The organism is Pantoea sp. nfd-35, from assembly GCF_056892255.1.
The window spans coordinates 3,664,173-3,690,104 of record NZ_CP122403.1; the positions used below are offsets into that span (position 1 = coordinate 3,664,173).

At 54.4% G+C, this 25,932-nt stretch carries 20 protein-coding genes and 1 riboswitch; of the genes, 16 read left to right on the forward strand and 4 right to left on the reverse strand.

The features are described 5' to 3' along the window. The 3 genes from P9J57_RS17085 to aroD are packed head-to-tail and all read left to right on the forward strand — an operon-like array spanning position 1 to position 2,867. Positions 1–864 carry a shikimate dehydrogenase gene (locus tag P9J57_RS17085; RefSeq protein WP_014606596.1) on the forward strand — a complete coding sequence of 288 codons (864 nt, stop codon included), beginning with the start codon at positions 1–3 and terminating at the stop codon, positions 862–864. An 11-nt stretch (positions 865–875) separates the two neighbouring features. Then, on the forward strand, positions 876–2,090 hold the full coding sequence (locus tag P9J57_RS17090; RefSeq protein ID WP_022622257.1) for an MFS transporter: 1,215 nt from the start codon (positions 876–878) through the stop codon (positions 2,088–2,090). Between the two features lie 21 nt (positions 2,091–2,111). Beyond that, on the forward strand, positions 2,112–2,867 hold the full coding sequence (gene aroD / locus P9J57_RS17095; RefSeq protein ID WP_028714816.1) for a type I 3-dehydroquinate dehydratase: 756 nt from the start codon (positions 2,112–2,114) through the stop codon (positions 2,865–2,867). Here the strand turns inward: aroD and P9J57_RS17100 are convergent. Continuing rightward, positions 2,830–3,798, reverse strand: coding sequence for a LysR family transcriptional regulator (locus tag P9J57_RS17100; RefSeq protein ID WP_014606599.1), 969 nt, complete (start codon positions 3,796–3,798; stop codon positions 2,830–2,832). The genes aroD and P9J57_RS17100 overlap by 38 nt on opposite strands. Before the next feature lie 192 nt (positions 3,799–3,990). On the opposite strand from P9J57_RS17100, the gene P9J57_RS17105 reads away from it, so the two are divergent. Beyond that, positions 3,991–5,298, forward strand: coding sequence for an MFS transporter (locus P9J57_RS17105; protein WP_105083198.1), 1,308 nt, complete (start codon positions 3,991–3,993; stop codon positions 5,296–5,298). A gap of 43 nt (positions 5,299–5,341) precedes the next feature. Here P9J57_RS17105 and P9J57_RS17110 read toward each other — a convergent pair whose 3' ends face one another. After that, a complete protein-coding gene (locus P9J57_RS17110; protein ID WP_013024590.1) occupies positions 5,342–6,520 on the reverse strand; it encodes an MFS transporter in 1,179 nt (392 codons plus the stop codon). Positions 6,521–6,775: 255 nt separating this feature from the next. On the opposite strand from P9J57_RS17110, the gene sgrR reads away from it, so the two are divergent. The 4 genes from sgrR to thiQ all read left to right on the forward strand — a co-directional run bounded on the left by sgrR (position 6,776) and on the right by thiQ (position 11,878). Continuing rightward, positions 6,776–8,437: an HTH-type transcriptional regulator SgrR gene (sgrR, locus tag P9J57_RS17115; RefSeq protein WP_483279308.1), complete on the forward strand. Its 1,662-nt coding sequence runs from the start codon at positions 6,776–6,778 to the stop codon at positions 8,435–8,437. 35 nt (positions 8,438–8,472) lie between these two features. Continuing rightward, a riboswitch (TPP riboswitch) is annotated at positions 8,473–8,577 on the forward strand. 43 nt (positions 8,578–8,620) lie between these two features. Then, positions 8,621–9,607, forward strand: coding sequence for a thiamine ABC transporter substrate binding subunit (thiB, locus tag P9J57_RS17120; RefSeq protein ID WP_483279309.1), 987 nt, complete (start codon positions 8,621–8,623; stop codon positions 9,605–9,607). Next, positions 9,583–11,193: a thiamine/thiamine pyrophosphate ABC transporter permease ThiP gene (gene thiP / locus P9J57_RS17125; protein ID WP_019106412.1), complete on the forward strand. Its 1,611-nt coding sequence runs from the start codon at positions 9,583–9,585 to the stop codon at positions 11,191–11,193. The genes thiB and thiP overlap by 25 nt, the downstream gene beginning before the upstream one ends. Continuing rightward, on the forward strand, positions 11,177–11,878 hold the full coding sequence (gene thiQ / locus P9J57_RS17130; protein WP_013024586.1) for a thiamine ABC transporter ATP-binding protein ThiQ: 702 nt from the start codon (positions 11,177–11,179) through the stop codon (positions 11,876–11,878). Before thiP ends, thiQ begins: the two co-directional genes overlap by 17 nt. Here the strand turns inward: thiQ and P9J57_RS17135 are convergent. Further along, positions 11,875–12,639 (reverse strand): DedA family protein, encoded by a 765-nt coding sequence (locus P9J57_RS17135; protein ID WP_013024585.1) that lies wholly within the window; start codon positions 12,637–12,639, stop codon positions 11,875–11,877. The genes thiQ and P9J57_RS17135 overlap by 4 nt on opposite strands. A gap of 167 nt (positions 12,640–12,806) precedes the next feature. On the opposite strand from P9J57_RS17135, the gene polB reads away from it, so the two are divergent. The 3 genes from polB (at position 12,807) to rluA (ending at position 18,920) form a co-directional block, all read left to right on the forward strand. After that, positions 12,807–15,167 (forward strand): DNA polymerase II, encoded by a 2,361-nt coding sequence (polB, locus tag P9J57_RS17140; protein WP_028714812.1) that lies wholly within the window; start codon positions 12,807–12,809, stop codon positions 15,165–15,167. 155 nt (positions 15,168–15,322) lie between these two features. Continuing rightward, positions 15,323–18,229: an RNA polymerase-associated protein RapA gene (rapA, locus tag P9J57_RS17145; RefSeq protein WP_028714811.1), complete on the forward strand. Its 2,907-nt coding sequence runs from the start codon at positions 15,323–15,325 to the stop codon at positions 18,227–18,229. A 37-nt stretch (positions 18,230–18,266) separates the two neighbouring features. Continuing rightward, entirely contained in the window at positions 18,267–18,920 is a 654-nt protein-coding gene (gene rluA, locus P9J57_RS17150; protein ID WP_028714810.1) for a bifunctional tRNA pseudouridine(32) synthase/23S rRNA pseudouridine(746) synthase RluA, read from the forward strand. Positions 18,921–18,977: 57 nt separating this feature from the next. Here the strand turns inward: rluA and djlA are convergent, their stop codons facing one another. Continuing rightward, positions 18,978–19,793 carry a co-chaperone DjlA gene (gene djlA / locus P9J57_RS17155; protein ID WP_013024581.1) on the reverse strand — a complete coding sequence of 272 codons (816 nt, stop codon included), beginning with the start codon at positions 19,791–19,793 and terminating at the stop codon, positions 18,978–18,980. 182 nt (positions 19,794–19,975) lie between these two features. On the opposite strand from djlA, the gene lptD reads away from it, so the two are divergent. From lptD to apaG, 5 genes are read left to right on the forward strand one after another with little or no spacing between them, the layout of a single operon-like run. Then, positions 19,976–22,357: an LPS assembly protein LptD gene (gene lptD / locus P9J57_RS17160; RefSeq protein WP_050442516.1), complete on the forward strand. Its 2,382-nt coding sequence runs from the start codon at positions 19,976–19,978 to the stop codon at positions 22,355–22,357. A gap of 54 nt (positions 22,358–22,411) precedes the next feature. Beyond that, on the forward strand, positions 22,412–23,707 hold the full coding sequence (surA, locus tag P9J57_RS17165) for a peptidylprolyl isomerase SurA (RefSeq protein WP_013024579.1): 1,296 nt from the start codon (positions 22,412–22,414) through the stop codon (positions 23,705–23,707). Beyond that, on the forward strand, positions 23,697–24,689 hold the full coding sequence (pdxA, locus tag P9J57_RS17170) for a 4-hydroxythreonine-4-phosphate dehydrogenase PdxA (RefSeq protein ID WP_013024578.1): 993 nt from the start codon (positions 23,697–23,699) through the stop codon (positions 24,687–24,689). The genes surA and pdxA overlap by 11 nt, the downstream gene beginning before the upstream one ends. Then, positions 24,682–25,503: a 16S rRNA (adenine(1518)-N(6)/adenine(1519)-N(6))-dimethyltransferase RsmA gene (gene rsmA, locus P9J57_RS17175; RefSeq protein ID WP_013024577.1), complete on the forward strand. Its 822-nt coding sequence runs from the start codon at positions 24,682–24,684 to the stop codon at positions 25,501–25,503. The genes pdxA and rsmA overlap by 8 nt, the downstream gene beginning before the upstream one ends. A gap of 3 nt (positions 25,504–25,506) precedes the next feature. Continuing rightward, positions 25,507–25,884, forward strand: a complete 378-nt coding sequence (apaG, locus tag P9J57_RS17180) for a Co2+/Mg2+ efflux protein ApaG (RefSeq protein WP_013024576.1) — start codon at positions 25,507–25,509, stop codon at positions 25,882–25,884. Positions 25,885–25,932 lie beyond the last annotated feature (48 nt).

Consider the following 25,932-nt stretch of genomic DNA (forward strand, 5'->3'; position numbering starts at 1 on the left):
ATGGCAGAACGTATTACCGGGCATACCGAGCTGATTGGACTGATCGCCACCCCCATTCGCCACAGCATGTCGCCAACCATGCACAACGAAGCCTTCGCGCACCTTGGGCTGGACTATGTTTATCTGGCTTTTGAGGTCGGCACTGCGGAACTGGAGAAGGTGGTGCAGGGTTTTCGTGCGCTGAAGCTGCGCGGATGCAATGTTTCCATGCCCAATAAGACGGAGGTTTGCCGCTATCTGGATACGTTGTCTCCCGCAGCACAGCTTGTGGGCGCGGTGAATACCGTCGTCAATGATAACGGCGTGCTGACCGGGCACATCACGGATGGGACAGGTTATATGCGCGCCCTCGCTGAAGAGGGCATCGATATTCTGGGCAAAAAGATGACGATTCTGGGCGCGGGCGGTGCGGCAACGGCCATTTGCGTTCAAGCCGCCCTGGATGGCGTTAAGGCGATCTCGGTCTTTAACCAACGCGATAAATTCTTTGCAAATGCCCAGGAAACCGTTGCGAAGATTCGCGCCCATACTGACTGTGAGATTCACCTTTTTGACCTCGACGACCACGATCGTTTGCGTGCTGAAATTAACGACAGCGTTATTCTGACCAATGCGACCGGCGTCGGCATGAAACCCTTTGAAGGACAGATGCTGCTTCCCGACGAGAGCTTCCTGCGTCCTGAGCTTATTGTCTCCGATGTGGTCTATATCCCACGTAAAACACATTTGCTTGAGACGGCCGAGAAAAAAGGCTGCCGTATTATTAACGGTCTCGGCATGATGCTGTGGCAAGGCGCAAGCGCGTTCGAAATCTGGACGGGAAAACCGATGCCGGTTGATCACATCAAAAACATCCTTTTTTGAGGATGGCTGAGATGAAAAACAAGTATATTCCCACCGCCGCCGGGCTGTATCTCAATTACCTCATTCATGGCATGGGGGTGCTGGTCATCACTCTCAACATGGCTAACCTGCAGGCGCAATGGAACACCGATGCGGCGGGCGTATCGATTGTGATTTCCTCACTGGGCATTGGCAAACTGATTACCATCGTTACCGGTTTTCTGTCGGATCGTTTTGGCCGAAAGCCTTTTGTCTATTTTGGCATCATCAGTTACGTGGCCTTTTTCATCGGTATCCTGTTTACCCGGGATATTTACACGGCCTATTTCTTTGGCGTGCTGGCAGGAATGGCTAACAGTTTCCTTGATTCTGCTACCTATCCGGCGCTGATGGAGGCCTTTCCGGACTCCGCCAGCCGCGCTAACGTGCTGATAAAAGCGTTTGTCTCCGCCGGACAATTTTTATTGCCGTTTATCATTAGCCTGCTTATCTGGGCGGATTTGTGGTTTGGTTGGTCATTCGTGCTGGCAGCAGCCTTAATGACGATGAGCGGAATCTACCTGATCAAAATGCCGTTTCCCGATCACCGGGTACAGAAAGTCTCGGAAACATCAGCCAGCGTGACCGCGCCACCGCGTAGTCGTCTGTATCAGCTGGATATGGTTGTGTTCACCTTTTACGGCTATATCAGCATGGCGACGTTTTATCTGGTGAGCCAATGGCTGGCACAGTATGGGCAGTTTGTCGCGGGCATGCCCTACACCGCATCGGTGAAGTTACTCAGTATCTACACGGCAGGATCGCTGACCTGCGTATTCGTCACTGCGGTTATGGTGAAAAAAGTGTTGAGCTCAGCCATCGCGATGGTCATTTACACCTTCCTGTCGGCCCTCTCACTGCTGATCGTCTGCCTCTATCCAACGCCACTGATTGTTACCGGTTTTGCGTTCGTATTTGGTTTTGCGGCCGCGGGCGGCGTTATGCAACTAGGTGCAACGATTATGGCGATGAGTTTTCCACAAGCGAAAGGCTTTGCGACAGGCGTGTTTTATACCGCCGGCAGTCTGGCCAGCTTTACCATCCCTTTATTTACAGCGCATCTTTCACGAACCAGTATCGCCAGCATCATGTGGTTTGATCTGATTATTGCGGTGACAGGTTTTATCCTTGCGCTTTATATCGCTTCCCGCCAATTTCAACGTCATTGTGCGGAAACACGCCGTCAGTCCGCTACAGCGGCTAGTTGAACAGTTAAAACAGGAATGACTATGACTCAAACGGTTAGGGTTAAAAAAATCGTCTTTCAGGCAGGGCAAACGCGGCTTTGTGTGCCCTTGACAGGCCGCACTCGCGAGGAGCTTCAGGCCAGAGCACAGTTACTGACTTCCGCACAGGCAGACATTATCGAATGGCGCGTCGACCACTTCATCGAGGGTAAAGACGAGAAGCAAGTCTTGCTGGCGCTGGCCGACATTCGTCAGCAACTTGGGGAAACGCCGCTGCTCTTTACCTTCCGCAGTAAAAAAGAAGGTGGCGAAATGGACATCAGTGATGACCAATACTTCGCGCTCAACCGCGCGGCCGCCTTAAGCGGGCTGGCTGATGTGATTGATATTGAGTTGTTTAACGATGAGTCACGCATCCGTTCGCTGGTAAGCGAGGCGCATAACGCAGGTGTTAAGGTCATTATGAGTAATCATGACTTTCACCAAACGCCCGCGAAGGAAGAGATCATTTACCGGTTACGTCGCATGCAGGATTTAGGTGCAGACCTGCCCAAGATTGCCGTAATGCCTCAAACACCTCAGGATGTGCTGACGCTGCTGTCTGCGACCCTGTTAATGAAAGAGCACTACGCAACGCGGCCGCTTATCACGATGTCGATGGGAAAAATGGGCGGAGTCAGTCGGGTCACCGGACGCCTGTTCGGTTCCGCAATGACGTTTGGCACCCTGGGCCAGTCCTCGGCACCAGGGCAAATCGCCGTTACACAACTGCGGGAGATGATGGAGACGCTTTCCTAGCGGCGGACATGCCCAAAGCCGCGCTTTGGGCATGTTTCCTGGCGACATCACTGTGCGTAATAATAAAGTTTTTTAGCCTCAGCGCCGCCGGTGAAAGCATTTTTGTTTTAATTGTCGCCAGACAAATATAACGCGGTGGAAGCGAATTTTTGATCGTCAGGATATGGAGATTGTAGTGCGTGAGCGCCGCAATTCTTGGCATGATGGCAATACCATAGCCGATACTGACCAACCCAGCCATTGCTAAATCCTCTTCCACATAACAGGCAATATCCGGTGACAGCGTTTGCTGGTGAAAGATGTCGTCAATAAACGGACGTAGCCCACTACTTTCTGAAAAATAGACATAGGGATAATGGATGGTTTCCGCTAAATCAACGTCGCTTTCGTGAAGACGCGCTAACGGATGATCTTTCGCTGTCACTACCACTAATTCTTGTTCAATAACCGGGATAAATTCAATATCAGGATCGTCGCCAATCCGCGAACAGATGACCATATCAACCTTATCCGCTTTGAGTGACTGCAACAACGCAACTGACGTCCCCTGTTTAAAAGAGAATGTCACATCATTATGACGAAAGTGTTGGGAGTAATTGTTGATAATTTGCGGAATAACATATTCCCCCATTGTATAGATAAACCCAATTCGGATATTTTCCCGGCACAGAAGGTGATTGTTTTTTAGCCTCTCCCTGCCATTTTCCAGTGCCGACAGTGCTGTCTCAACATAGGGTAAAAAACATTTCCCACTTTCACTAATCCTTACATTTCTGCCCTGACGGAAAAAGAGTGAAACGCCTAACTCCTTTTCTAACTCAGCGATAGCATGGCTAAGCGAGGGCTGGGTGATAAAAAGACTGGATGCCGCTTCCGTGTAATGCTCCGTTTCTGACAGGCGTTTAAAATAATAAAGTTGCTTGAGGTTCATGGCATTTGCCTTTGAATGAAAAGTAAATCTGCTATCGCTACTTTATCACCGTTAAAAGGACTAATTATGTACTCAGGTCAAAATTAATGACGCTTAAAAAATGCTATAAAGAAACAAAAAAATTAGCAATATCAGACTATTTTTCAATGTAAAAAAAACATCAAAAAATAGTTTAAACTTCAGGGATACATCATGGAAAAGTTATACAATGAGGAACACGCTGGCAGGCGCACGCCGAAAAATAAACCCACGAAAGTCAGAATAATCATTCTGCTATTAATATCCGCTGGCACAATGATTAACTATCTTGATCGGACAATTTTAGGCATCGTTGCGCCAAAAATCACCCGCGAACTTGAAATCGATCCCGCTATGATGGGCGTGGCTTTTTCTGCCTTCGCCTGGACGTATACGCTGGCACAAATCCCCGGAGGGATGTTTTTAGATCGCTTTGGTAACAAACTGACCTACGCCCTTTCCGTGCTGTTGTGGTCGATTTTCACTCTACTGCAAACATTTACTCTTGGGCTCAAGTCTTTGATCTTACTGAGACTGGGGCTGGGATTGAGCGAAGCACCCTGTTTTCCGGTTAACAGTCGCGTAGTGGCAAAATGGTTCCCGCGTCATGAACGTGCCCGCGCCACCGCAACCTATACTGTCGGGGAATATATTGGTCTGGCGGCTTTCTCGCCCTTACTCTATCTCATTCTGGAGTATCACGGCTGGCGCAGCCTTTTTTTTATTACCGGCGGAGCCGGTATTCTGTTCACGTTTATTTGGTGGCGACTTTACCATGAGCCTGAAGCATCCCAAAAAGCCAATCAGGAAGAAATTGATTACATTATCAATAATGAACCCATTGAAACATTAAAAAACGCGCCCTTTAATTGGCCCGATGCCAAACGTTTACTCTGCTGCCGGCAAATTATTGGTGCCAGTCTCGGACAATTCGCTGGAAATACGACCCTGGTGTTTTTTCTGACATGGTTTCCCACCTATTTAGCGAAAGAACGGCAACTGGAATGGCTTCAGGTGGGCTTTTTCTCTGTATGGCCATTTATGGCTGCCGCTGTAGGCGTTATTTTTGGCGGGTGGCTCTCAGATAAACTGTTGAATGCAACAGGATCTATTAATCTGAGCCGAAAACTTCCGGTTATTAGCGGCCTGGTGCTTTCCGGCACGATTATTGCGGCTAACTGGATGAGTTCAGACAGCGCCGTTATCATCGTTATGTCCATTGCCTTTTTTGGACAAGGCATGGTCGGTCTGGGCTGGACAATAATCGCAGATATTGCCCCGGCTTCTATGGCAGGACTCACTGGTGGTATATTTAACTTTTGCGCCAATATGGCTTCGATTTTAGCGCCCCTGATTATCGGCATTATCATTTCAATGACAAGCAGCTTTTTTTATGCGCTCGTGTATATCGGTATCACTGCGGTGATTGGCTTAGTCGCCTATATCTTTATCATTGGCGATATTAAGCGGATTGTGCTCTAAAGCACCGTTCCCCCGGCACTGTTATGCCGGGGGAACGTGCTTATTAAACGTCTTTAACGTTGCGTATCATTCCCAGCGTCAGTAAAGCAATCGCGGCAATCACCCAGTAAACGCTGCCGTGACCAAAATGTTCAACCAGTATGCCCTGAAATAACCCCGCCAAAATAATGCCGGTCGAAATGCTGTTGGTAAACAGGGTTGTGGCTGCGCCCGCCCGCCCCGGCATCAGATCCTGAAACCACAACATTCCAATGCCCGCAACAACGCCGATAAACAGGGCGTTGAACACCTGCAGGACCAGCAGCGCCAGGTGGCTGTGAAACAGAATCAGGCCGCTGTAAAACACAACGGCGGAGGCCACCGCGCCCACCATCATCTTTCGCTTACCCCAACGTTTGGCATAGAAACCGGCCAGGATCATGACCGGGATTTCCAACCCGGCGGCCGTGCCCATTAAGAGACCGGCAAGCTTTTCGGGCAGGCCCAGATCGTTGCTGATCCACAGCGGCATATCGATAATGTACATGGTGTTACAGGTCCACATCAGCGTTGATGCGGCAAACAAAATGCGCACGTCACGAATCCGCCAGCCGCTCAGGGGGATCCCGCCCGACTGCATCAGGGAAGCCGCGCGCGGCACCGAGGGCACGGTAAACCAGATCAGCAGGAAACAGAGAAAAAACAAGCCGGCCGCCACGCTGAACAGCGTAACGAAACCAAAATTCAGCGCCAGCGCAAACGACAGCGGTGGCCCAATCACCCACGCCAGCGACACCTGAGCGCGCATAATGGAACTGAACATCACCACTTCGCGCGAGGAACTGTCGGCATATTCTCGCGCCAGCGCAAAGAGCTGCGGCATGGCGACGTTCGCCAGCGACGATAACAGCACGCCCAGCGTTATCAGCGTCAGGTAATGGCGGGTAAACGCGAACAGTATGGCGTTTGCCAGGGCAAGGATACAGCACACTAAGATGATATTCCGCCGATCGCCAACGCTGTCGGAGCGCTTTGCGATCATCATGCTGACCACAATGCCGGCGATGGCATTGATGGTAAAAAACAGCCCGACCCACAGCGGTGGCACCTGTACTTCTCGCGATAAAAACAGGCTCAGCGTCGGCGCCTGCAGCGCACCGGCCACGCCGAGGATAAAGGCTGTCACCATAAAAGCCAAAAAGACCGGATTGAAACGGCGCGAGAACGATAACAAAGATTTCATGCCTTATCCCTGACAGAACAACGGGAGAAACGGGAACAATGGAACCCCGACCCAAACCTACAACGTAAAAAAAACCAGCAGAATAACCCTGCTGGCGAAATCGTAACACACTACTCAGAAGGGACAGACATCGCTGCCAGTCCATGTCAGAGCGCCATTCATTACTGAATGCCTCCCGCTCTTCCAATACAGGAAAGATTGCCTCTAAAATGGGGTAAGAAAAACAGAGCACCTTTATCAGGGAGTTCCTCTTTTATGTCGTCATCACGTCTGAAGCAGCAGTTCATTCGTCTGTGGCAAAATTGCCAGGGACAACCACAGGAAACAACCCTGGGCGAACTGGCTGATTTGCTGCACTGTTCGCGTCGCCATATGCGAAACCTGCTCAACAGAATGCAAGCGGCTGGCTGGCTCACCTGGCAGGCCGAAGCCGGACGGGGCAAACGTTCCCTGATGACCTTCTGCTACACCGGGCTGGCGCTCCAGCAGCAGCGTGCCGAAGATCTTCTGGAGCAGGATCGTATCGATCAGTTAGTCCAGCTGGTGGGGGATAAAGATCAGGTCAGACAGATGATCAGCGCCCACCTGGGGCGGAGCTTCCGCCAGGGCAAACATATTTTGCGCGTCCTCTATTATCGCCCTCTGCTGAATCTGTTACCCGGTCCGCCCCTGCGCCGTTCGGAAACCCATATTGCCCGCCAGATCTTTAGCGGCCTGACGCGCATAAATGAGGAAAAGGGGGAAATCGAGGCCGATATCGCCCATCACTGGCAGCAAACATCCGATCTCCACTGGCGCTTTTATTTACGTCCTGCCATTCGTTTTCATCATGGCCGGGAGCTGGACATGGCCGATGTGATCGCAAGCCTGGAACGCCTGCGTCAGTATCCCCTGTTTTCTCATATCCAACGGCTCGACTCACCGGCCCCCTGGACCCTGGATATCTATCTGGATCAGCCCGACAGCTGGCTGCCCTGGCTGCTGGGCAGCGTCAGCGCCATGATTCTGCCACGGGAATGGCCTGAAATTCGCGATTTTGCCCGTCAACCTTTGGGAACAGGTCCTTATCGGGTCGTCCGTAATCAGCACAGCCAGTTGAAGATAGAAGCGTTTGACGACTACTTTGGCTATCGCGCGCTGATCGATGATGTGTCGGTGTGGGTACTGCCAGAGATCAGTGACGAGCTGGTTTATGCAGGGGTTCGCCTGCAGGGCGAAAAAGCCGATGAGAAACAGGAAGAGAGCCGGCTTGAAGAAGGTTGCTACTATTTACTGTTCGATCAGCGTTCAGAAAAAATGGCCGATCGAGACATTCGACGCTGGCTCAGCGACCTGCTTAACCCGATTGCACTCCTCAATAATGCGGGCAGGGGTTATCAGCGCTACTGGTTCCCGGCTTACGGCCTGCTACCCCGCTGGCACCATCGCCGCGATCTGACCCCAGTGGACAAACCGGCGGGCCTCACGAGCCTGACGTTAACCTGGTATAACCAGCATATTGAGCATGTCAGTATTACGGATGCCTTACGTCCGTTGCTGGCAGAACAGGGCGTTACGTTGAACACCCGGGAAGTCAGTTACGAAAGCTGGCATCAGGGCGAAGGCGAGAGTGATATCTGGCTGGGCAGCGTCAATTTTACCCTGCCCCTCGAATATTCCCTGTTTGCCCTGTTATACGAAACGCCGTTGATGCAGCACTGTATGCCTGTTAACTGGCAGCAGGATGCCACGCGCTGGCGTGAAAAAACGCTCTCCCTCGCTGAATGGGGTAAATATCTGGTGGAAAATAGCTGGCTTCATCCGCTGTTTCATCACTGGCTGCTGCTGGAGGGCCAGCGCAGTATGCGCGGCGTGCGGATGAATACATTGGGCTGGTTTGATTTTAAATCCGCCTGGTTTGCCCCGCCTACGCTGTGAGCCTTTCCCCTTGCGCATTTAATGACTAGAATGTGGCGTTCTCAACGGGGTGCCCCTTTCCACAGTGTCAGGGCGCTGAGAAATACCCGTCGAACCTGAATCGGTTAATACCGACGTAGGGATTTGAGAGGTTGTTTTGCTCAGATCCTTTGCGACTCAACCCTGCCGCCCTAGGAGCGCAAAGTGTTAAGAAACGTCCTGCCCGTGCTGCTGTTACTCTCTGCCCCGGTCTTTGCGGCCAAACCTGTCCTGACGGTTTACACCTACGACGCCTTTTCCGCTGACTGGGGGCCGGGTCCGGCCGTCAAAAAAGCCTTTGAAGCCCAGTGCGGTTGCGAGCTGAAATTTGTCGCGCTGGAAGACGGTGTTTCGCTGCTGAACCGTGTACGTATGGAAGGCAAGAACACAAAGGCCGATGTGGTACTAGGCCTGGATAACAACCTTCTGCAGGCCGCGCAGCAAACCGGCCTGTTTGCCAAAAGCGACGTGGATACCCGTGAGCTGCAGGTGCCCGGCGGCTGGAAGGACACCACCTTTGTGCCGTTCGATTACGGTTATTTCGCATTCGTGTACAACAAAAACACGCTAAAAAATCCCCCCACAAGCCTGAAAGAACTGGTCGAAAGCCCAGAGAAATGGCGCGTGATTTATGAAGATCCTCGCACCAGCACGCCAGGCCTTGGCCTGCTGCTGTGGATGCAAAAGGTTTACGGGGACAACGCGCCTGAGGCCTGGCAAAAGCTGGCGAAGAAAACCGTCACGGTCACCAAAGGCTGGAGTGAAGCCTACGGCCTGTTTCTTAAAGGCGAGAGCGATCTGGTGCTGAGCTATACCACGTCACCGGCTTATCACATCATTGAAGAGAAAAAAGATAACTATGCTGCGGCATCCTTCGCCGAAGGCAACTATCTGCAGGTTGAGGTGGCCGCCCGACTGGCGAACAGCAAGCAGCCCAAACTGGCAGAACAGTTTATGCAATTCATGGTTACGCCAGCCTTTCAGAACACCATCCCTACCGGGAACTGGATGTATCCGGTGATCAAAACTGACCTCCCCGCCGGGTTTGCCTCGCTCAGCGTGCCGAAGACAACATTGCAGTTTTCACCGGAAGAGGTTGCCAGCCACCGTTCGCAATGGGTTAGCCAATGGCAACGCGCCGTCAGCCGTTAATCCCTTTCTGGCTGATTCCGGGTTCGCTCGCCACGCTGCTGCTCTGCAGCGTGGCGCTGCTGGCCTTCACAGCACTGTGGATGGCGGCGCCAGCGACCAACTGGCGGTCTGTCCTGCAGGATACGTATCTGCATCATGTTATTGGCTTTTCGTTTAAGCAGGCGCTGCTTTCCGCCCTGCTCTCCTTGCTGCCGGCCATTCCATTGTCCCGAGCCCTTTATCGGCGGCGCTTTCCCGGACGTCAGGTGTTGCTGCGCCTGTGCGCCATGACGCTGGTTCTGCCCGTGCTGGTGGCCGTATTCGGCCTGCTCACCGTCTATGGTCGGGTGGGCTGGCTGGCACAGCTTTGCGCCTGGCTTGGCGTGGACTATCACTTCTCGCCTTACGGGCTTCAGGGAATTTTACTGGCCCATGTGTTTTTCAACCTGCCGCTGGCCACGCGCCTGATGCTGCAGGCGCTGGAAAGCATTCCTGCCGAACAGCGTCAGCTTGCTGCCCAACTGAACATACGTGGCTGGCATCATTTCCGGCTGCTTGAATGGCCCTGGCTGCGCCGCCAGCTCCTGCCCACCGGGGCATTAATCTTTATGCTCTGTTTTGCCAGTTTTGCCACCGTGCTATCGCTGGGTGGCGGGCCGCAGGCGACCACCATCGAACTGGCCATCTTCCAGGCGCTAAGCTATGACTACGATCCGGGCCGCGCGGCGCTCCTGGCGCTGATTCAGCTCAGCTGCTGCCTGGTGCTGGTGCTCCTCAGCCAGCGCTTCAGCAACGCCATTCCGGCGGGTAGTCCGCAACTGAACGGCTGGCGCGATCCTCAGGATTCCACGCTGGCCCGCGTCAGCGACGCCGCCATCATCTTTTTCGCCCTGCTGCTGCTACTCCCACCGCTGCTGGCGGTGATCGTAAATGGTCTGGATGGCGGGCTTCGGGGCGCGTTACAGCAACCGGCGTTATGGCAGGCAACGTTGACCTCGTTACGTATCGCGCTCGGCGCCGGCGTGCTGTGTCTGGTCCTGACCACCATGCTGTTGTGGAGCAGCCGGGAGCTGCGCCTGCGGCAGCATACACTCGCCGCACAGATCATGGACACCAGCGGCATGCTGATTTTGGCAATGCCCGGTATCGTGCTGGCAACCGGCTTTTTCCTGCTACTGAACGCCACGACCGGCTTGCCGGACTCCGCGGATGGCGTGGTGATCTTTGCCAATGCGTTAATCGCGATTCCCTACGCGTTGAAAGTGCTGGAAAACCCGATGCGGGATATCGCTGAACGTTACGCCCACCTTTGCGGGGCACTGGGCATCAGCGGCTGGAACCGCCTGTGGCTGATTGAACTCCGGGCGTTGAAACGTCCGCTGGCGCAGGCGCTGGCGTTTGCCTGCGTGCTGTCGATTGGTGATTTTGGCGTCGTGGCGCTGTTTGGTAATGGCGATTTCCGCACGCTGCCGTTCTACCTTTATCAGCAGATAGGCGCCTATCGCGGTGCCGATGGTGCCGTTACTGCACTGTTATTGCTGCTACTCTGCCTGTCTCTGTTCACCTTGATGGAAAAATTACCGGGCCGCCATGCTGACACTGAATAATCTGACTTACCTGTATCAGCATTTGCCGATGCGTTTTTCCCTTCACGCCGGGCGCGGCGAACGACTGGCGATTCTCGGCCCAAGCGGGGCAGGTAAAAGTACGTTATTAAACCTGATTGCCGGTTTTCTGCCCGTCAGCCAGGGCAGCCTGACGATTAACGGTGTTGACCATACGAATAGCGTGCCCGCCCAGCGCCCGGTATCAATGCTGTTTCAGGAAAATAACCTGTTTCCGCACCTGAGCGTAGAACAGAACCTGGGGCTGGGCTTACATCCCGGTCTGAAGCTGACCTCAGATCAGCGCCAGCAGGTGACGACCATTGCGCAGCAGGTCGGACTCAGTGAGATGCTGTCACGCCTGCCGGGCCAGCTCTCGGGAGGACAACGCCAGCGCGTTGCCCTGGCACGCTGTTTACTGCGCGATCGCCCGGTGCTGCTGCTGGATGAACCTTTTTCGGCGCTCGATCCAGCCCTGCGCGGCGAGATGCTTAATCTGGTGCGCACCGTCTGCGAAACCCGTGCGATTACGTTGCTGATGGTGTCGCACAGTCTTGAAGACGCACAGCAGATAGCGCCACGTAGCGTGGTGGTGGTGGATGGACGCGTTTACTGGCAGGGATCGACGGACGCACTGTTGTCAGGGAACATACGGGAAGCCGATGTGCTCGGCATCCCGCGCCGTTAACCGATAAAGACCTGCCACAACAGGTGGCGGAAAATCGGCATCATCGGATGAAACTGGATGCCGACGAACGCCGCAACGGCCACCACAAAACTTAGCGGCGCCAGCCAGCGCAGACGTTCGGGTGGCAAATACGCCGTCGCCCAGTCGCGCGTTTTTCCACTGCGCCACCAGCGCCAGCACAGCCAGCATCCCAGCCATACCAGGATAGCAACGCCTAATAACAGCCAGATGAAATGGCCGCCCTGGGCTTCTTTCGGAACATCAATCGCGACGCCTGCCAGAATACCCGGCAATAAATAGAGCGGTGGCCATAAAATACAGCCGATCAGATTGGGGGGCAGAAATTTGCGTACCGGCAATTCCAGCATGCCCGCCACCAGCGGGATCAGCGGTCGGGTTGGCCCGACAAAGCGCCCGACCAGAATGGTAAACATGCTGTGCTGATACAGCGCGTGTTCGGTCTTATCCAGCAGCCCTTTGTACTTTTGCAGGTATTTCCAGCGATGGAGCGGCCCCTGAAACTTCCAGCCAATGCCATAGGAAACCCAGTCGCCCAGCAGGCAGCCAATGAAGCCCGCGGCCCAGGCGGGATATAAGCCGATCTGTCCACTGCCCACCAGCGCACCCAGGCTCGCCATCATGACGGTGCCAGGGAGTAACAGCCCCACGAACGCCAATGACTCCAGAAACGTCACCAGCGCGACGGCAAACAGCGCCCACTCCAGCGACTGTGTAATCAGGTGTTCAACCCAGGCTTCCATATCAATCCTCAGAAAAAGCAGAAGGCTGGATTGTCCAGAGCAGACATCACAGCGTCAAGGCAAGAATTGTAGGCCAATATTGACAAAACGCACCGGCAGACACTGTATAAATATCCATGTTATACTGGTCAATGAGATGTCCGACTCGCTATCTGCCTGGAGAATACGTGAATAAGCCCCGCGCAGGGTTTCTGCTCAGCCGTCACTGGCGCGACACGCCGCAAGGCACCGAAATTACGCTGTGGCTGGCCACCGACGAGGGTGCTCAGCGCGTTGTGCTGCCTTTACAGGAATCCGTGACGTTTATTCCCTGTGAATATCAGGCGCAGGTCGACACGCTGTTGCAGGGCGAGCGCCAGCTGCGGATGCAGCCTCTGCAATTAAAAGATTTTCGCCGCCGTCCAGTATTTGGCCTGTACTGCCGGCAGCATCGCCAGTTGCAGTGGGTTGAAAAGAAACTGCGCGAAAGCGGTATCCCCCTGTATGAATCCGACATTCGTCCACCCGAACGCTACCTAATGGAACGGTTTATTACCGCGCCCGTGTGGTTTGATGGTGACATTCAGGGCGACACATGGGTTAACGCCCGTCTGAAACCCCATCCCGATTACCGGCCCCCGCTGAAGTGGGTCTCGCTGGATATTGAAACGACCCAGCATGGCGAGCTTTACTGCATTGGTCTGGAAGGCTGCGGACAGCGCCAGGTTTTCATGCTGGGACCGCCTAACGGCGACGCCAGCGAACTGGATTTCGAACTTATCTATCTTGAGAGCCGCCCGCAGTTGCTGGAGGCGCTGAATCGCTGGTTTGCCGATAACGATCCGGATGTGATTATCGGCTGGAACGTGGTGCAGTTTGACCTGCGCGTGCTGCAGAAACACGCCGATCGCTACGGCATTCCGTTACGCCTTGGCCGCCAGCAGGCCGCGCTGGAGTGGCGCGAGCATGGGTTTAAACCCGGCGTGTTTTTTGCCCAGGCGACAGGTCGCCTGATTATTGACGGCATCGATGCCCTGAAATCCGCCTTCTGGGATTTTCCCTCTTTTAGTCTGGAATCTGTTTCGCAACAGCTGCTCGGTGAAGGCAAAGCCATTGATAACCCATGGCAGCGCATGGAAGAGATCAACTGGCGTTTTGCCAACGATAAACCGGCGCTGGCGCGCTACAACCTGAAGGACTGCGAGCTGGTCACGCGCATCTTTCATAAAACCGAGATCATGCCGTTTTTACTGGAGCGCGCTGCCGTTAACGGGCTGGCAGTCGATCGCCACGGCGGCTCCGTCGCGGCATTCGGTCATCTGTACATCCCCCGCATGCACCGGGCCGGTTTTGTCGCCCCGAATCTGGGCGATGTGGCGCCGGAAGCCAGCCCCGGCGGCTACGTGATGGATTCCCGGCCCGGCCTGTATGATTCCGTGTTAGTGCTGGATTATAAAAGCCTGTATCCCTCGATTATCCGCACCTTTCTGATCGATCCCGTCGGGCTCATCGAAGGTCTGGCGCACCCAACGGATGCGGACTCGGTGCCCGGTTTTCGCGAGGCGCGCTTCTCACGTGAGACGCATTGCCTGCCCGCCATCGTAGAGCAGATTTGGCAGGGGCGCGAAACCGCAAAAACACAGGGCAATAAACCCCTGTCGCAGGCCCTGAAAATCATCATGAATGCGTTTTACGGCGTGCTCGGCACCAGCGCCTGCCGCTTTTTTGACCCTCGCCTGGCCTCGTCTATCACGCTGCGCGGTCATGCCATCATGCAGCAAACCCGTGAACTCATTGAAGCCGAAGGGTACGATGTGATTTATGGCGACACCGATTCGACCTTTGTCTGGCTGAAATCCGCCCGGGATGAAGACGAGGCAGAGGCAATTGGCCGGGCACTGGCCGGGAAGGTCAACGGTTGGTGGCGTGAACATCTGCAGCAGCAATACGGCCTGACCAGCGCCCTGGAGCTGGAGTATGAAAATCACTTTTGCCGATTCCTGATGCCGACGATTCGCGGTGCTGAACAGGGCAGTAAAAAACGCTATGCGGGCTTAATTCGGGCAGGCGAAAGTGAGCGTATGGTGTTCAAAGGACTGGAATCGGTACGTACCGACTGGACGCCGCTGGCGCAGCAGTTTCAGCAGGAGCTTTACAGCCGCATATTTCATCGCCAGCCGTGGGAAGACTATGTTCGTAACACGGTAGCCCAGCTGTTGGCAGGTGAGCTGGACGACAGGCTGATTTATAAAAAGCGCCTGCGCCGCCCACTGAACGAGTATGAACGCAATGTGCCGCCCCATGTCCGCGCCGCCCGTCTGGCTGATGAGCAGAATCGTAAGCTGGGCCGGCCGTTGCAATATCAGACCGGGGGCCGCATTCGTTATGTGATTGCCACCGGCGGCCCCGAGCCGGTAGAGGCCCGAACCACGCCGCTGGACTACGATCACTACGTGACTAAACAGCTGCAGCCCGTAGCCGAAGGCATTCTGCCTTTTGTCGATGGCGACTTTGCTACACTCATTACCGGGCAGTTAGGCCTTTTTTGACAGGTGACGAATGCCCTGCCATCCAGTACCATAACGCCCTTCCTCAAAACTCACTGCTCTGACATGACGCACCAGGCCCTTTTGCCTGGATGAAATGCTATTGCCTGAGAATGGGGAACACCTTCAAAAACGTTAAAAATTCGAGCAAAAATTATATGGTTTTTACATTAGGTCAGCGTTGGATTAGTGATACAGAAAGTGAACTGGGATTAGGCACCGTGGTGGCGATTGATACGCGCATGATCACCCTGCTGTTCCCGGCCACAGGGGAAAATCGCCTCTACGCTCGCAGCGACTCGCCGGTCACCCGCGTGATTTTTAATCCGGGTGATACCGTTACCAGCCACGAAGGCTGGCAGATGCAGGTCGATGAAGTACGCAATGACAATGACCTGATAACCTATATCGGCACGCGCCTTGATACCGAAGAAACCCACGTCATGCTGCGTGAAGTGATGCTCGACAGCAAACTGGTGTTCAGCAAACCTCAGGACAGGCTGTTTGCAGGCCAGCTCGACCGTATGGATCGCTTCGCCCTGCGTTTTCGCGCACGTAAATATCAAAGTGAGCAGTATCGCCTGCCCGTCAGCGGCCTGCGCGGCATGCGTACCAATCTGATCCCCCACCAGCTGCATATCGCCCACGACGTAGGCCGCCGCCATGCGCCGCGCGTCCTGCTCGCGGATGAGGTCGGCCTGGGGAAAACCATCGAAGCCGGCATGATCATCCAGCAGCAGTTGTTGGCAGGCCGTGCTGAACGCGTACTTATCGTCGTGCCAGAAACCCTGCAACATCAGTGGCTGGTAGAAATGCTGCGCCGCTTCAACCTGCGCTTCGCCCTGTTTGACGACGATCGTTACGCTGAAGCGCAGCACGACAGCGACAATGCCTTTGACACCGAACAGTTGATTATCTGCTCGCTGGACTTTGTGCGTCGCAACAAACAGCGTCTGGATAAGCTGGCGGACGCAGACTGGGATTTAATGGTGGTGGATGAAGCGCACCATTTGGCCTGGTCCGAAGGCGAACCAAGCCGTGAGTATCAGGTGATCGAAAAACTGGCTGAAAAAACGCCGGGCGTCCTGTTACTGACCGCGACGCCAGAACAGCTGGGCATGGAGAGTCATTTTGCGCGCCTGCGCTTGCTTGACCCCGACCGTTTTCATGATTTTGCCGCCTTTGTTGAAGAGCAGCAGCACTTCCGCCCGATTGCCGATGCGGTGACATCGCTGCTGGCCGATCATGCCATCTCACAAAACGAGATGAATATGATCAATGAGCTGGTCGGCGAGCAGGATATTGAACCGCTGCTGCAGGTGGCAAACAGCGATCGTGAAGGCAAACAGGACGCGCGCAGCGAACTCATTTCCATGCTGATGGATCGCCACGGTACCAGCCGCGTGCTGTTCCGTAATACCCGCAACGGGGTGAAAGGCTTCCCGAAACGTGAGTTACACGCCATTCGTCTGCCCCTGCCGGCTCAGTATCAAACGGCCATTAAGGTGTCCGGTATTATGGGCACACGTAAAAGCGCAGAAGCGCGCGCGCGCGATCTGCTCTATCCGGAACAGATTTATCAGGAGTTCGAAGGCGATACCGGCACCTGGTGGAACTTCGATCCGCGCGTTGAATGGCTCATGGGTTACCTGACCAGCAACCGTAAAGAAAAAGTGCTGGTGATCTGTGCTCAGGCCGCTACAGCACTTCAACTGGAGCAGGTGCTGCGTGAACGTGAAGGGATTCGCGCCGCCGTGTTCCATGAAGGGCTGTCGATCATTGAACGCGATCGGGCTGCCGCCTGGTTCGCTTCTGAAGAGAACGGCGCACAAGTTCTGCTGTGTTCCGAAATTGGTTCCGAAGGCCGTAACTTTCAGTTCGCCAGCCGTCTGGTGATGTTCGATCTGCCGTTTAACCCGGATCTGCTGGAACAGCGTATTGGCCGACTGGATCGTATTGGCCAGGCGCACGATATTCAGATTCTGGTCCCCTGGCTGGAGAAAACGGCCCAGGCCGTGCTGCTGCGCTGGTATCACGAAGGGCTGGACGCGTTCGAGCACACCTGCCCGACCGGCAGAGCCATCTACGACAGCGTCAACGCAGAGCTGATTAACTACCTGGCCGCACCGGAAAACAGCGACGGGTTTGATGATTTCATTAGCGAATGCCGTAAGCAGCATGATGCGCTGAAATCCCAACTCGAACAGGGCCGCGACCGCCTGCTGGAGCTAAACTCTAACGGTGGTGAAGCCGCCCAGGCGCTGGCCAATACTATTGCCGAACAGGATAATGATACCGAACTGGTTAACTTTGCTCTTAACCTGTTTGATATCGTCGGCATTAATCAGGAAGACCGCAGTGATAACCTGATCGTGCTGACACCTTCAGATCATATGCTGGTTCCGGACTTTCCTGGCCTGCCGGAAGACGGCTGTACGATCACCTTCAATCGCGATCAGGCCCTGTCGCGTGAAGATACGCAGTTTATTACCTGGGAACATCCGTTAATCCGTAATGGCCTGGATCTGATTCTGTCAGGTGACACCGGCAGTTGTGCGCTGTCGCTGTTAAAGAACAAGGCATTGCCTGTGGGAACACTGCTGGTCGAGATGATCTACGTGGTGGAATCCCAGGCACCGAAACATCTGCAGCTAACCCGCTTCCTGCCCCCTACGCCGGTGCGCCTGCTGCTGGATCGCAACGGGACGAACCTGGCCGGTAAAGTGGAATTCGAAAGCTTCAACCGCCAGTTGAATGCCGTTAACCGCCACACCGGAAGTAAGCTGGTGAATGCCGTACAGCAGGACGTTCACGCGATCCTGACGCTGGCTGAAAAAGAAGTCGTCAGTGAAGCACGTGCCGTTATTGACGCGGCACGGCGCGAGGCGAGCGAAAAGCTGGGGGCCGAGTTATCACGTCTGGAAGCACTGAAAGCCGTTAACCCCAACATCCGTGACGATGAGGTCGATGCGCTGGAAACGAATCGCCAGCAGGTACTGGAGAGTCTGGATGAAGCGAACTGGCGACTGGATGCACTGCGTCTGATTGTGGTTACGCATCAATAAGTTCAGGGCCGCAAGGCCCTCTTTTTTGGAATAGAGTATGGAACCCTACAATCCGCCGCTTGAGCCCTGGCTGCACATTCTGTATCAGGATGCCCATATCATGGTGGTGAATAAGCCCAGCGGCCTGCTTTCGGTACCCGGTCGGCTTGACGAGCACAAAGACAGCGTGATGACGCGGATCCAACGCGATTATCCTGAGGCGGAATCTGTGCATCGGCTGGACATGGCGACCAGCGGCGTGATTGTGGTCGCCCTGACAAAGGCCGCAGAGCGCGAGCTTAAACGCCAGTTTCGTGAACGCGAGCCTGCAAAGACCTATGTGGCCCGGGTTTGGGGCCATCCGGCGCAGGAGAAGGGCATGGTGGATTTACCGCTGATTTGCGACTGGCCTAATCGCCCGAAGCAGAAAGTGTGTTTCGACACCGGCAAGTCGGCGCAAACCGACTATCAGGTTGTGGAATACGGTGAAGATAACAGCGCGCGCGTCGCGCTCAAACCGATTACCGGGCGCTCGCATCAGCTGCGCGTACATATGTTGGCGCTGGGCCATCCGATTCTGGGTGACGGTTTTTACGCACATCCGGAAGCAAAAGCCATGTCAGATCGTCTTCTGCTGCACGCCGAATCGCTGACCATCACGCACCCGGCGTTTGGTAATGCCATGACCTTCAGGCAGCCTGCCGATTTTTAATCTGCCATGATGCTAATGCTTCGCGCGCCCTCGCCATCAGCCGGGCGCGCATCTCACTTATTTAAAGCCTTTTTCTTTGCGAATCAGATCGTAAGCCGACTGAATGTCCTGCGCTTTCTGTTTCGCCATCTCCATCATTTCGGGCGGCAGACCTTTCGCCACCAGCTTATCCGGGTGATGTTCACTCATCAGTTTGCGATAGGCGCGTTTGATGGTGGTGGCATCGTCGGTGGTTTTCACACCCAAAACGTTACAGGCATCGGATAACGTCGGGCCTCGTTGCGCCTGCTGAAAACCGCCCTGCTGTGAATAGCTGCGACCGCCGCCGAACTGCTGTCCCCCCTCCATCATGCGCAGAAACTGGTCGAACTGACTCTGAGAAATCCCCAGTTCTTCACCAATCACATACAGCACCTGACGTTCATTGGGATGCAGCGACCCATCGGCAAACGCGGCCTGGATCTGAATTTCCAGAAACATCCTAATCAGATCAAAACGTCCGAAGCAGGCACTGCGCAATTCACGCAGTTTGGTACGGAGCGGATATTCCCCCTGCTTGCCTTCGCGAAAGGCGCGCTGTGCAGCCATTCGGGCATCGCCATGCAGCTGCATGCGATCCATAAACAGCGATGCAATCTGAATATCCGCTTCGGTTACGCGCCCTTTCGACTTGGTTAAGTGCCCCATGACCTGAAAAGTCGTGCTGAAAAAGAGTGACTGCCGGGTCTGATTATTTGAGAAGTAAGCTTTGCTCTGCGCGCCGCGAACCTTGTCAAATCCATGCCCAATGATCAGACCAATAACAATTCCCCAAAAGCCTGCGCCGGACAGCAATCCAAGCACTAAACCTATTACTTTTCCCCAGTAGCGCATAAACTCCTCAATTCGCCATGCTTACGGCTGAAAATTGCATTATCATACCTGTCATTTATCTCAGCGCCTAACGGCAGCGCGGACAGAAAAGGATTAACACTGGCGCAACGCCAGGCAGTGCGTTAGTCTCTGACCCGATTGTCGGCATGATGCCAGTTTTCATGGAATTCTCGATACCGCGTATGAAAAAACATATACCTACTCTGCTGGCCACCATGATCGGCGCAGCCATTAGCCAGCAAGCCTTCGCCGATGATTTAATGTCGCAGTGTATGTTAGGCGTGCCGAGCTACAATCGCCCCCTGGTTAACGGCGATCCTAATCAGCTGCCCGTTACTATTCACTCGGATTCCCTGAAAGGCAACTATCCTGACGATGCGGTCTTCACAGGCGATGTGGATGTGCAGCAGGGTAACAGCCGCATGCTGGCAGATGAAGTACAGCTTCACCAACGCCAGCCTGAAGGTCAGACCGTCCCCGTGCGTACCGTCGATGCGCTAGGTAATGTGCACTACGATGATAATCAGGTCATCCTGAAAGGTCCGAAAGCCTGGTCAAATCTGAATACCAAAGATACCAACGTCTGGAACGGCGATTATCAGATGGTAGGCCGTCAGGGCCGTGGAACGGGCGATCAAATGAAGCTGCGCGGTGAAAACCGTTACACCATCATGGAAAACGGCACCTTCACTTCCTGTCTGCCCGGCAGCAACAGCTGGAGCGTCGCAGGTTCTGAGATCATTCAGGATCGTCAGGAAGAAGTGGCTGAAATCTGGAATGCGCGCTTTAAACTGGGTTCCGTTCCGGTTTTTTACAGCCCCTATCTGCAATTGCCATTGGGCGATCGTCGCCGCTCCGGTTTTCTGATCCCCAATGCTAAATACGGCAGCAGCAACGGTTTTGAGTTCATTCTGCCCTACTACTGGAACATCGCGCCACAGGCCGATGCGACCATTACGCCGCATTACATGAGTAATCGCGGGCTGCAATTACAGAATGAGTTCCGTTATCTGACACAGGCTGGCGCAGGCCTCGTTGAGTTTGACTATCTGGCCTCAGATAAACAGTATGACAACGACAAAGCTGCACGCGGCATTGCCCAAAATGACAGTTCGGACCGTTGGTTATTTTACTGGCGTCACTCTGGTGTTTACGACCAACACTGGCGTTTTAACGCTGACTACACCAAAGTCAGCGACCCGTTTTATTTCAACGATCTGACCTCGCCTTACTACAGTTCGACAGATGGTTACGCCTCGCAAAAATTCAGCGTGGGCTATGCGGATACCAACTGGGACGCAACGCTGTCGACCAAAGATTTCCAGATTTTTGGCAACACGAGCAACAGCAACGTCTATCGCGCCTTCCCGCAACTGGATCTGAACTGGTACCAGAACGATGTGGGTCCGTTCGACACCCGCATCTATGCGCAGGCCGTCAAGTTTACCAACGTCAACAACGACTATCCTGAAACCACGCGTTTACACGTTGAGCCCACGATTAATCTGCCGTTGTCCAACGGTTGGGCCAGTCTGGATACCGAAGCGAAGTTTCTGGCGACGCACTATCAGCAGAAAGATGTTGATTACTACAATAACGTAGTACTTAATAATTCAAATAATCGCCCTGTAAGTGGCCAGCTTAAAGACTCCGTCAACCGCACCTTGCCCCAGTTCAAGGTCGACGGTCGTATGGTGTTTGACCGCGATATGGACTGGGCGCAGGGCTACACGCAGACGCTGGAACCCCGGGTTCAGTACCTGTATATCCCGTATCGTAACCAGAGTGATATCTACCCTTACGACTCCACCCTGCTGCAAACCGACTATACCGGCCTGTTCCGCGATCGTTCATACAGCGGCCTGGATCGCATCGCATCGGCCAACCAGGTTGCCACCGGTGTCACTACGCGAATTTATGATACCGATTTGGTTGAACGTTTTAACGTTTCTGTAGGTCAAATCTATTCGTTCACGCCTTCTCGTACGGGTGTTAACCAGGTCAATAAAGAAGACGATACCGGTAGTCTTCTGTGGGCGGGTGACAGCTACTGGAAGATAAGTGACCGTTGGGGCGTGCGCGGCGGGCTGCAGTACGATACCCGCCTGAATAACGTGGCACAGGGAAATACCGTGCTGGAATACCGCCGTGATGCTGACCGTATGGTGCAGTTGAGCTACCGTTACAGTAGCCCGGAGTATGTTGCTTCTGCGCTGAACGACAGTTCACTGGTGAATAACCCGATTTATAAAAACGGGATTTCACAGGTCGGTACGACGGCGAGCTGGCCGATTCATGATGCCTGGTCGGTGGTTGGCGCGTATTACTATGATACGCGTAATAATCGTCCTGCATCACAGTTGGTTGGCCTGCAGTACAGCTCTTGTTGCTACGCAATTCGTCTGGGATATGAGCGCAAAATCAACGGTTGGGAAAACAACGACAGTAAGTATGACAACCAAATCTCATTCAACATTGAGTTACGTGGCCTGAGCTCAAATTATGGCCTGGGAACCGGCCAGATGCTGAGTCAGGGTATCATCCCTTATCAGCGTGCATTCTGATGTTGTGATGTTTGACAGGCAATCCCGCAGTGCGGAACCAATAATGGATAAAGTATGAAGAACTGGAGAATGCTGATTCTTGGTGTGGCGCTCAGTGCCAACACCGCGTTCGCAGCACCACAAGTGGTTGATAAAGTTGCAGCTGTAGTGAATAACGGCGTGGTCCTCGAGAGTGACGTGGACAGCATGATGAGCACCGTTAAATCTCAGGCGAAGCAGGCAGGTCAACAGTTGCCTGATGATAAGACGTTGCGCCATCAGATCCTCGAACGTGAGATCATGGACGCGATCATCCTGCAGTTAGGTGATAAAGCCGGTTTACAGATTACCGATCAGCAACTGGATCAGGCTATTCAGAATATCGCCGCGCAAAACCGCATGAGCGTTGATCAGCTGAGAAGCCGCCTGGCTTACGACGGGATGAACTACAACACCTATCGTGCTCAGATCCGTAAAGAGATGCTGATCTCTGAAGTGCGTAATAATGAAGTCCGCCGTCGTGTCACTATCCTGCCGCAGGAAGTCGATACGCTGGCGCAGCAGGTTGGCGCTCAGAATACGCAGGGCACTGAAATGAATATCAGTCATATCCTGCTGCCTCTGCCGGAAAACCCTACGCAGCAGCAGGTTGACGATCAGGAGAAGCTGGCAAAACAGCTGATAACGGAACTGAAAGGTGGCGCAGACTTTGGCAAGCTGGCCGTGACCTACTCCGCCGATTCTCAGGCGCTGAAGGGCGGCAACATGGGCTGGGCAAAAATCGAAGAGCTGCCTACCCTGTTTGCTCAGGCGCTGACCACAGCGAAGAAGGGCGACATTGTTGGCCCTATCCGTTCAGGTGTGGGTTTCCATATCCTGAAGGTGAACGATCTGCGCGGCGAGAGCAAAAACGTCTCTGTTACCGAAGTGCATGCGCGCCACATTCTGCTGAAGCCGTCTCCGATCATGACTGACGATCAGGCTCGCGCTAAGCTGGAACAGATTGCTGCCGACATTCGCAGTGGTAAGACGACCTTTGCCGCGGCCGCCAAACAGTTCTCCGACGATCCGGGTTCGGCTAATCAGGGCGGCGATCTGGGCTGGACCTCACCAGAAGTGTTTGACCCGGCATTCCGCGATGCGCTGCTGCGTCTGAAAAAAGGCGAAACCAGTCAGCCGGTCCACTCCTCTTTTGGCTGGCATCTGATTCAGCTGCTGGATACGCGTCAGGTGGATAAAACCGATGCAGCCCAGAAAGAGCGCGCTTACCGTATGCTGTTTAATCGTAAGTTTGCGGAAGAAGCGCAAACCTGGATGCAGGAACAGCGCGCCGGCGCTTACGTGAAAATCCTGGATAACAATGCGCAGTGATTTTCGTGTGGTGATCACGCCCGGCGAACCCGCCGGGATTGGTCCCGATCTTGCCGTTCAACTGGCTCAGCGAGCCTGGCCTGTTGAACTGGTTGTGTGTGCTTCTCCCCAGCTGTTGCTGCAACGTGCCGCTCAGTTGGGTTTGCCGTTGACGCTGCGCGTTTACGACGCCGCAGGCGAACCCGAACCGCAACAGGCTGGCACGCTCACCGTTCTCCCCGTTGAAATACCGCAGCCGGTCACGCCCGGCACGCTATGCGTCGCCAACAGCCACTATGTGCTGGAAACCCTGGCACGCGCCTGCGACGGATGTTTATCCGGGGAGTTTTCTGCCTTAATTACTGGCCCCGTTCACAAGGGCGTGATTAACGACGCGGGCATTCCGTTTACCGGGCATACTGAATTTTTTGCCGAGCGCGCGGGCGCGCAGCGCGTGGTGATGATGCTGGCCACCGAGCAACTGCGTGTCGCGCTTGCCACTACGCATCTGCCGTTAAAAGATGTTGCTGGTGCCGTCACCCGCGATTGTCTGCATGAAGTCATCACCATTCTGCATCAGGATCTCAAGCATAAGTTTGCCATTGCTCAGCCGCATATTTTTGTCTGCGGACTGAATCCCCATGCCGGAGAAGGCGGTCACATGGGGCGGGAAGAGATAGACACGATCATCCCGGCACTCAATGCGCTGCGCGAGCAAGGCATTCAACTCACCGGTCCGCTGCCTGCGGATACACTGTTCCAGCCCAAATATCTGCAACATGCCGATGCGGTGCTGGCGATGTATCACGATCAGGGGTTACCGGTGCTTAAATTTCAGGGATTTGGTCGGGCGGTTAATATTACCCTCGGCCTGCCGTTTATCCGTACCTCAGTCGACCACGGCACCGCGCTTGAATTAGCCGGGTTGGGTCAGGCTGACGCGGGCAGCTTTATCACGGCGCTTAACCTCGCCATCACTATGATCAAGAGCAGTAATGAATAATCGCGTCCATCAGGGGCACTACGCCCGTAAACGTTTCGGGCAAAACTTCCTGAACGATCAATATATTATCGACAGCATCGTCTCCGCCATCCATCCACAGCGCGATCAGGCAATAGTGGAAATCGGTCCGGGTTTGGGTGCACTTACTGAACCCGTGGGCGAACGCCTGGACAGTTTAACCGTGGTGGAGTTAGATCGCGATCTGGCTGCACGCCTGCAAACTCATCCGTTTTTAGGGCCCAAGCTGACGATTTTCCAGCAGGACGCCATGACGTTTGACTTCGCTGCGCTGGCCAAAGAGAAAGGCCAGCCGCTGCGGGTCTTCGGTAACCTGCCATATAATATTTCGACCCCGCTGATGTTCCATCTGTTCAGCTATACTGGTTCGATTAAAGATATGCACTTCATGCTGCAGAAAGAGGTGGTTAATCGTCTGGTTGCGGGTCCCGGCAGCAAAGCCTATGGTCGTCTGAGCGTAATGGCTCAGTACTATTGTCAGGTGATTCCGGTGCTGGAAGTGCCGCCGCACTCCTTTACCCCGCCCCCGAAGGTGGACTCGGCGGTTGTGCGGTTAGTCCCTTACATGACACCGCCTCATCCGGTCAAAGACGTGCGTATTCTGAGCCGCATTACCACTGAAGCATTCGGTCAACGCCGCAAAACGCTGCGTAACAGCCTGAGCCATATGGTCGTTGCTGGCGCACTGGATGAGCTGGAAATCGACACCAGCCTGCGTGCCGAAAATGTTTCGGTCGCGCAGTATTGCCAGTTAGCAAACTGGCTGGCAGATCATCTGGATCAACCCCAGGAGTAACCCATGAGTGAACCGGCCCGCGTATCGCTGCACGTACAAAGTCTGTATGTCGCCTCACAGTCCTCACCGGAAGATGAGCGCTATGTCTTTGCTTATACCGTCACGATTCGCAACGTAGGCCGGTCCTCAGTGCAACTGCTCCGACGCTACTGGCTCATCACTAACGGCAATGGCCGTGAGACGGAAGTTCAGGGTGAAGGCGTCATAGGCGAACAGCCGCATATTGCACCGGGAAACGAATATCAGTACACCAGCGGTGCTGTTCTTGAAACCCCGATGGGCACCATGCAAGGTCACTATGTGATGGTCGATGAGCAAGGCGATGAATTCCACGTCGAGATCCCGGTATTCCGCCTCGCGATTCAAACCCACATCCATTGATACTGGCGCCCTTCGCCCGCCTGGCGGGCGACTGTCTGAGTTGGATAA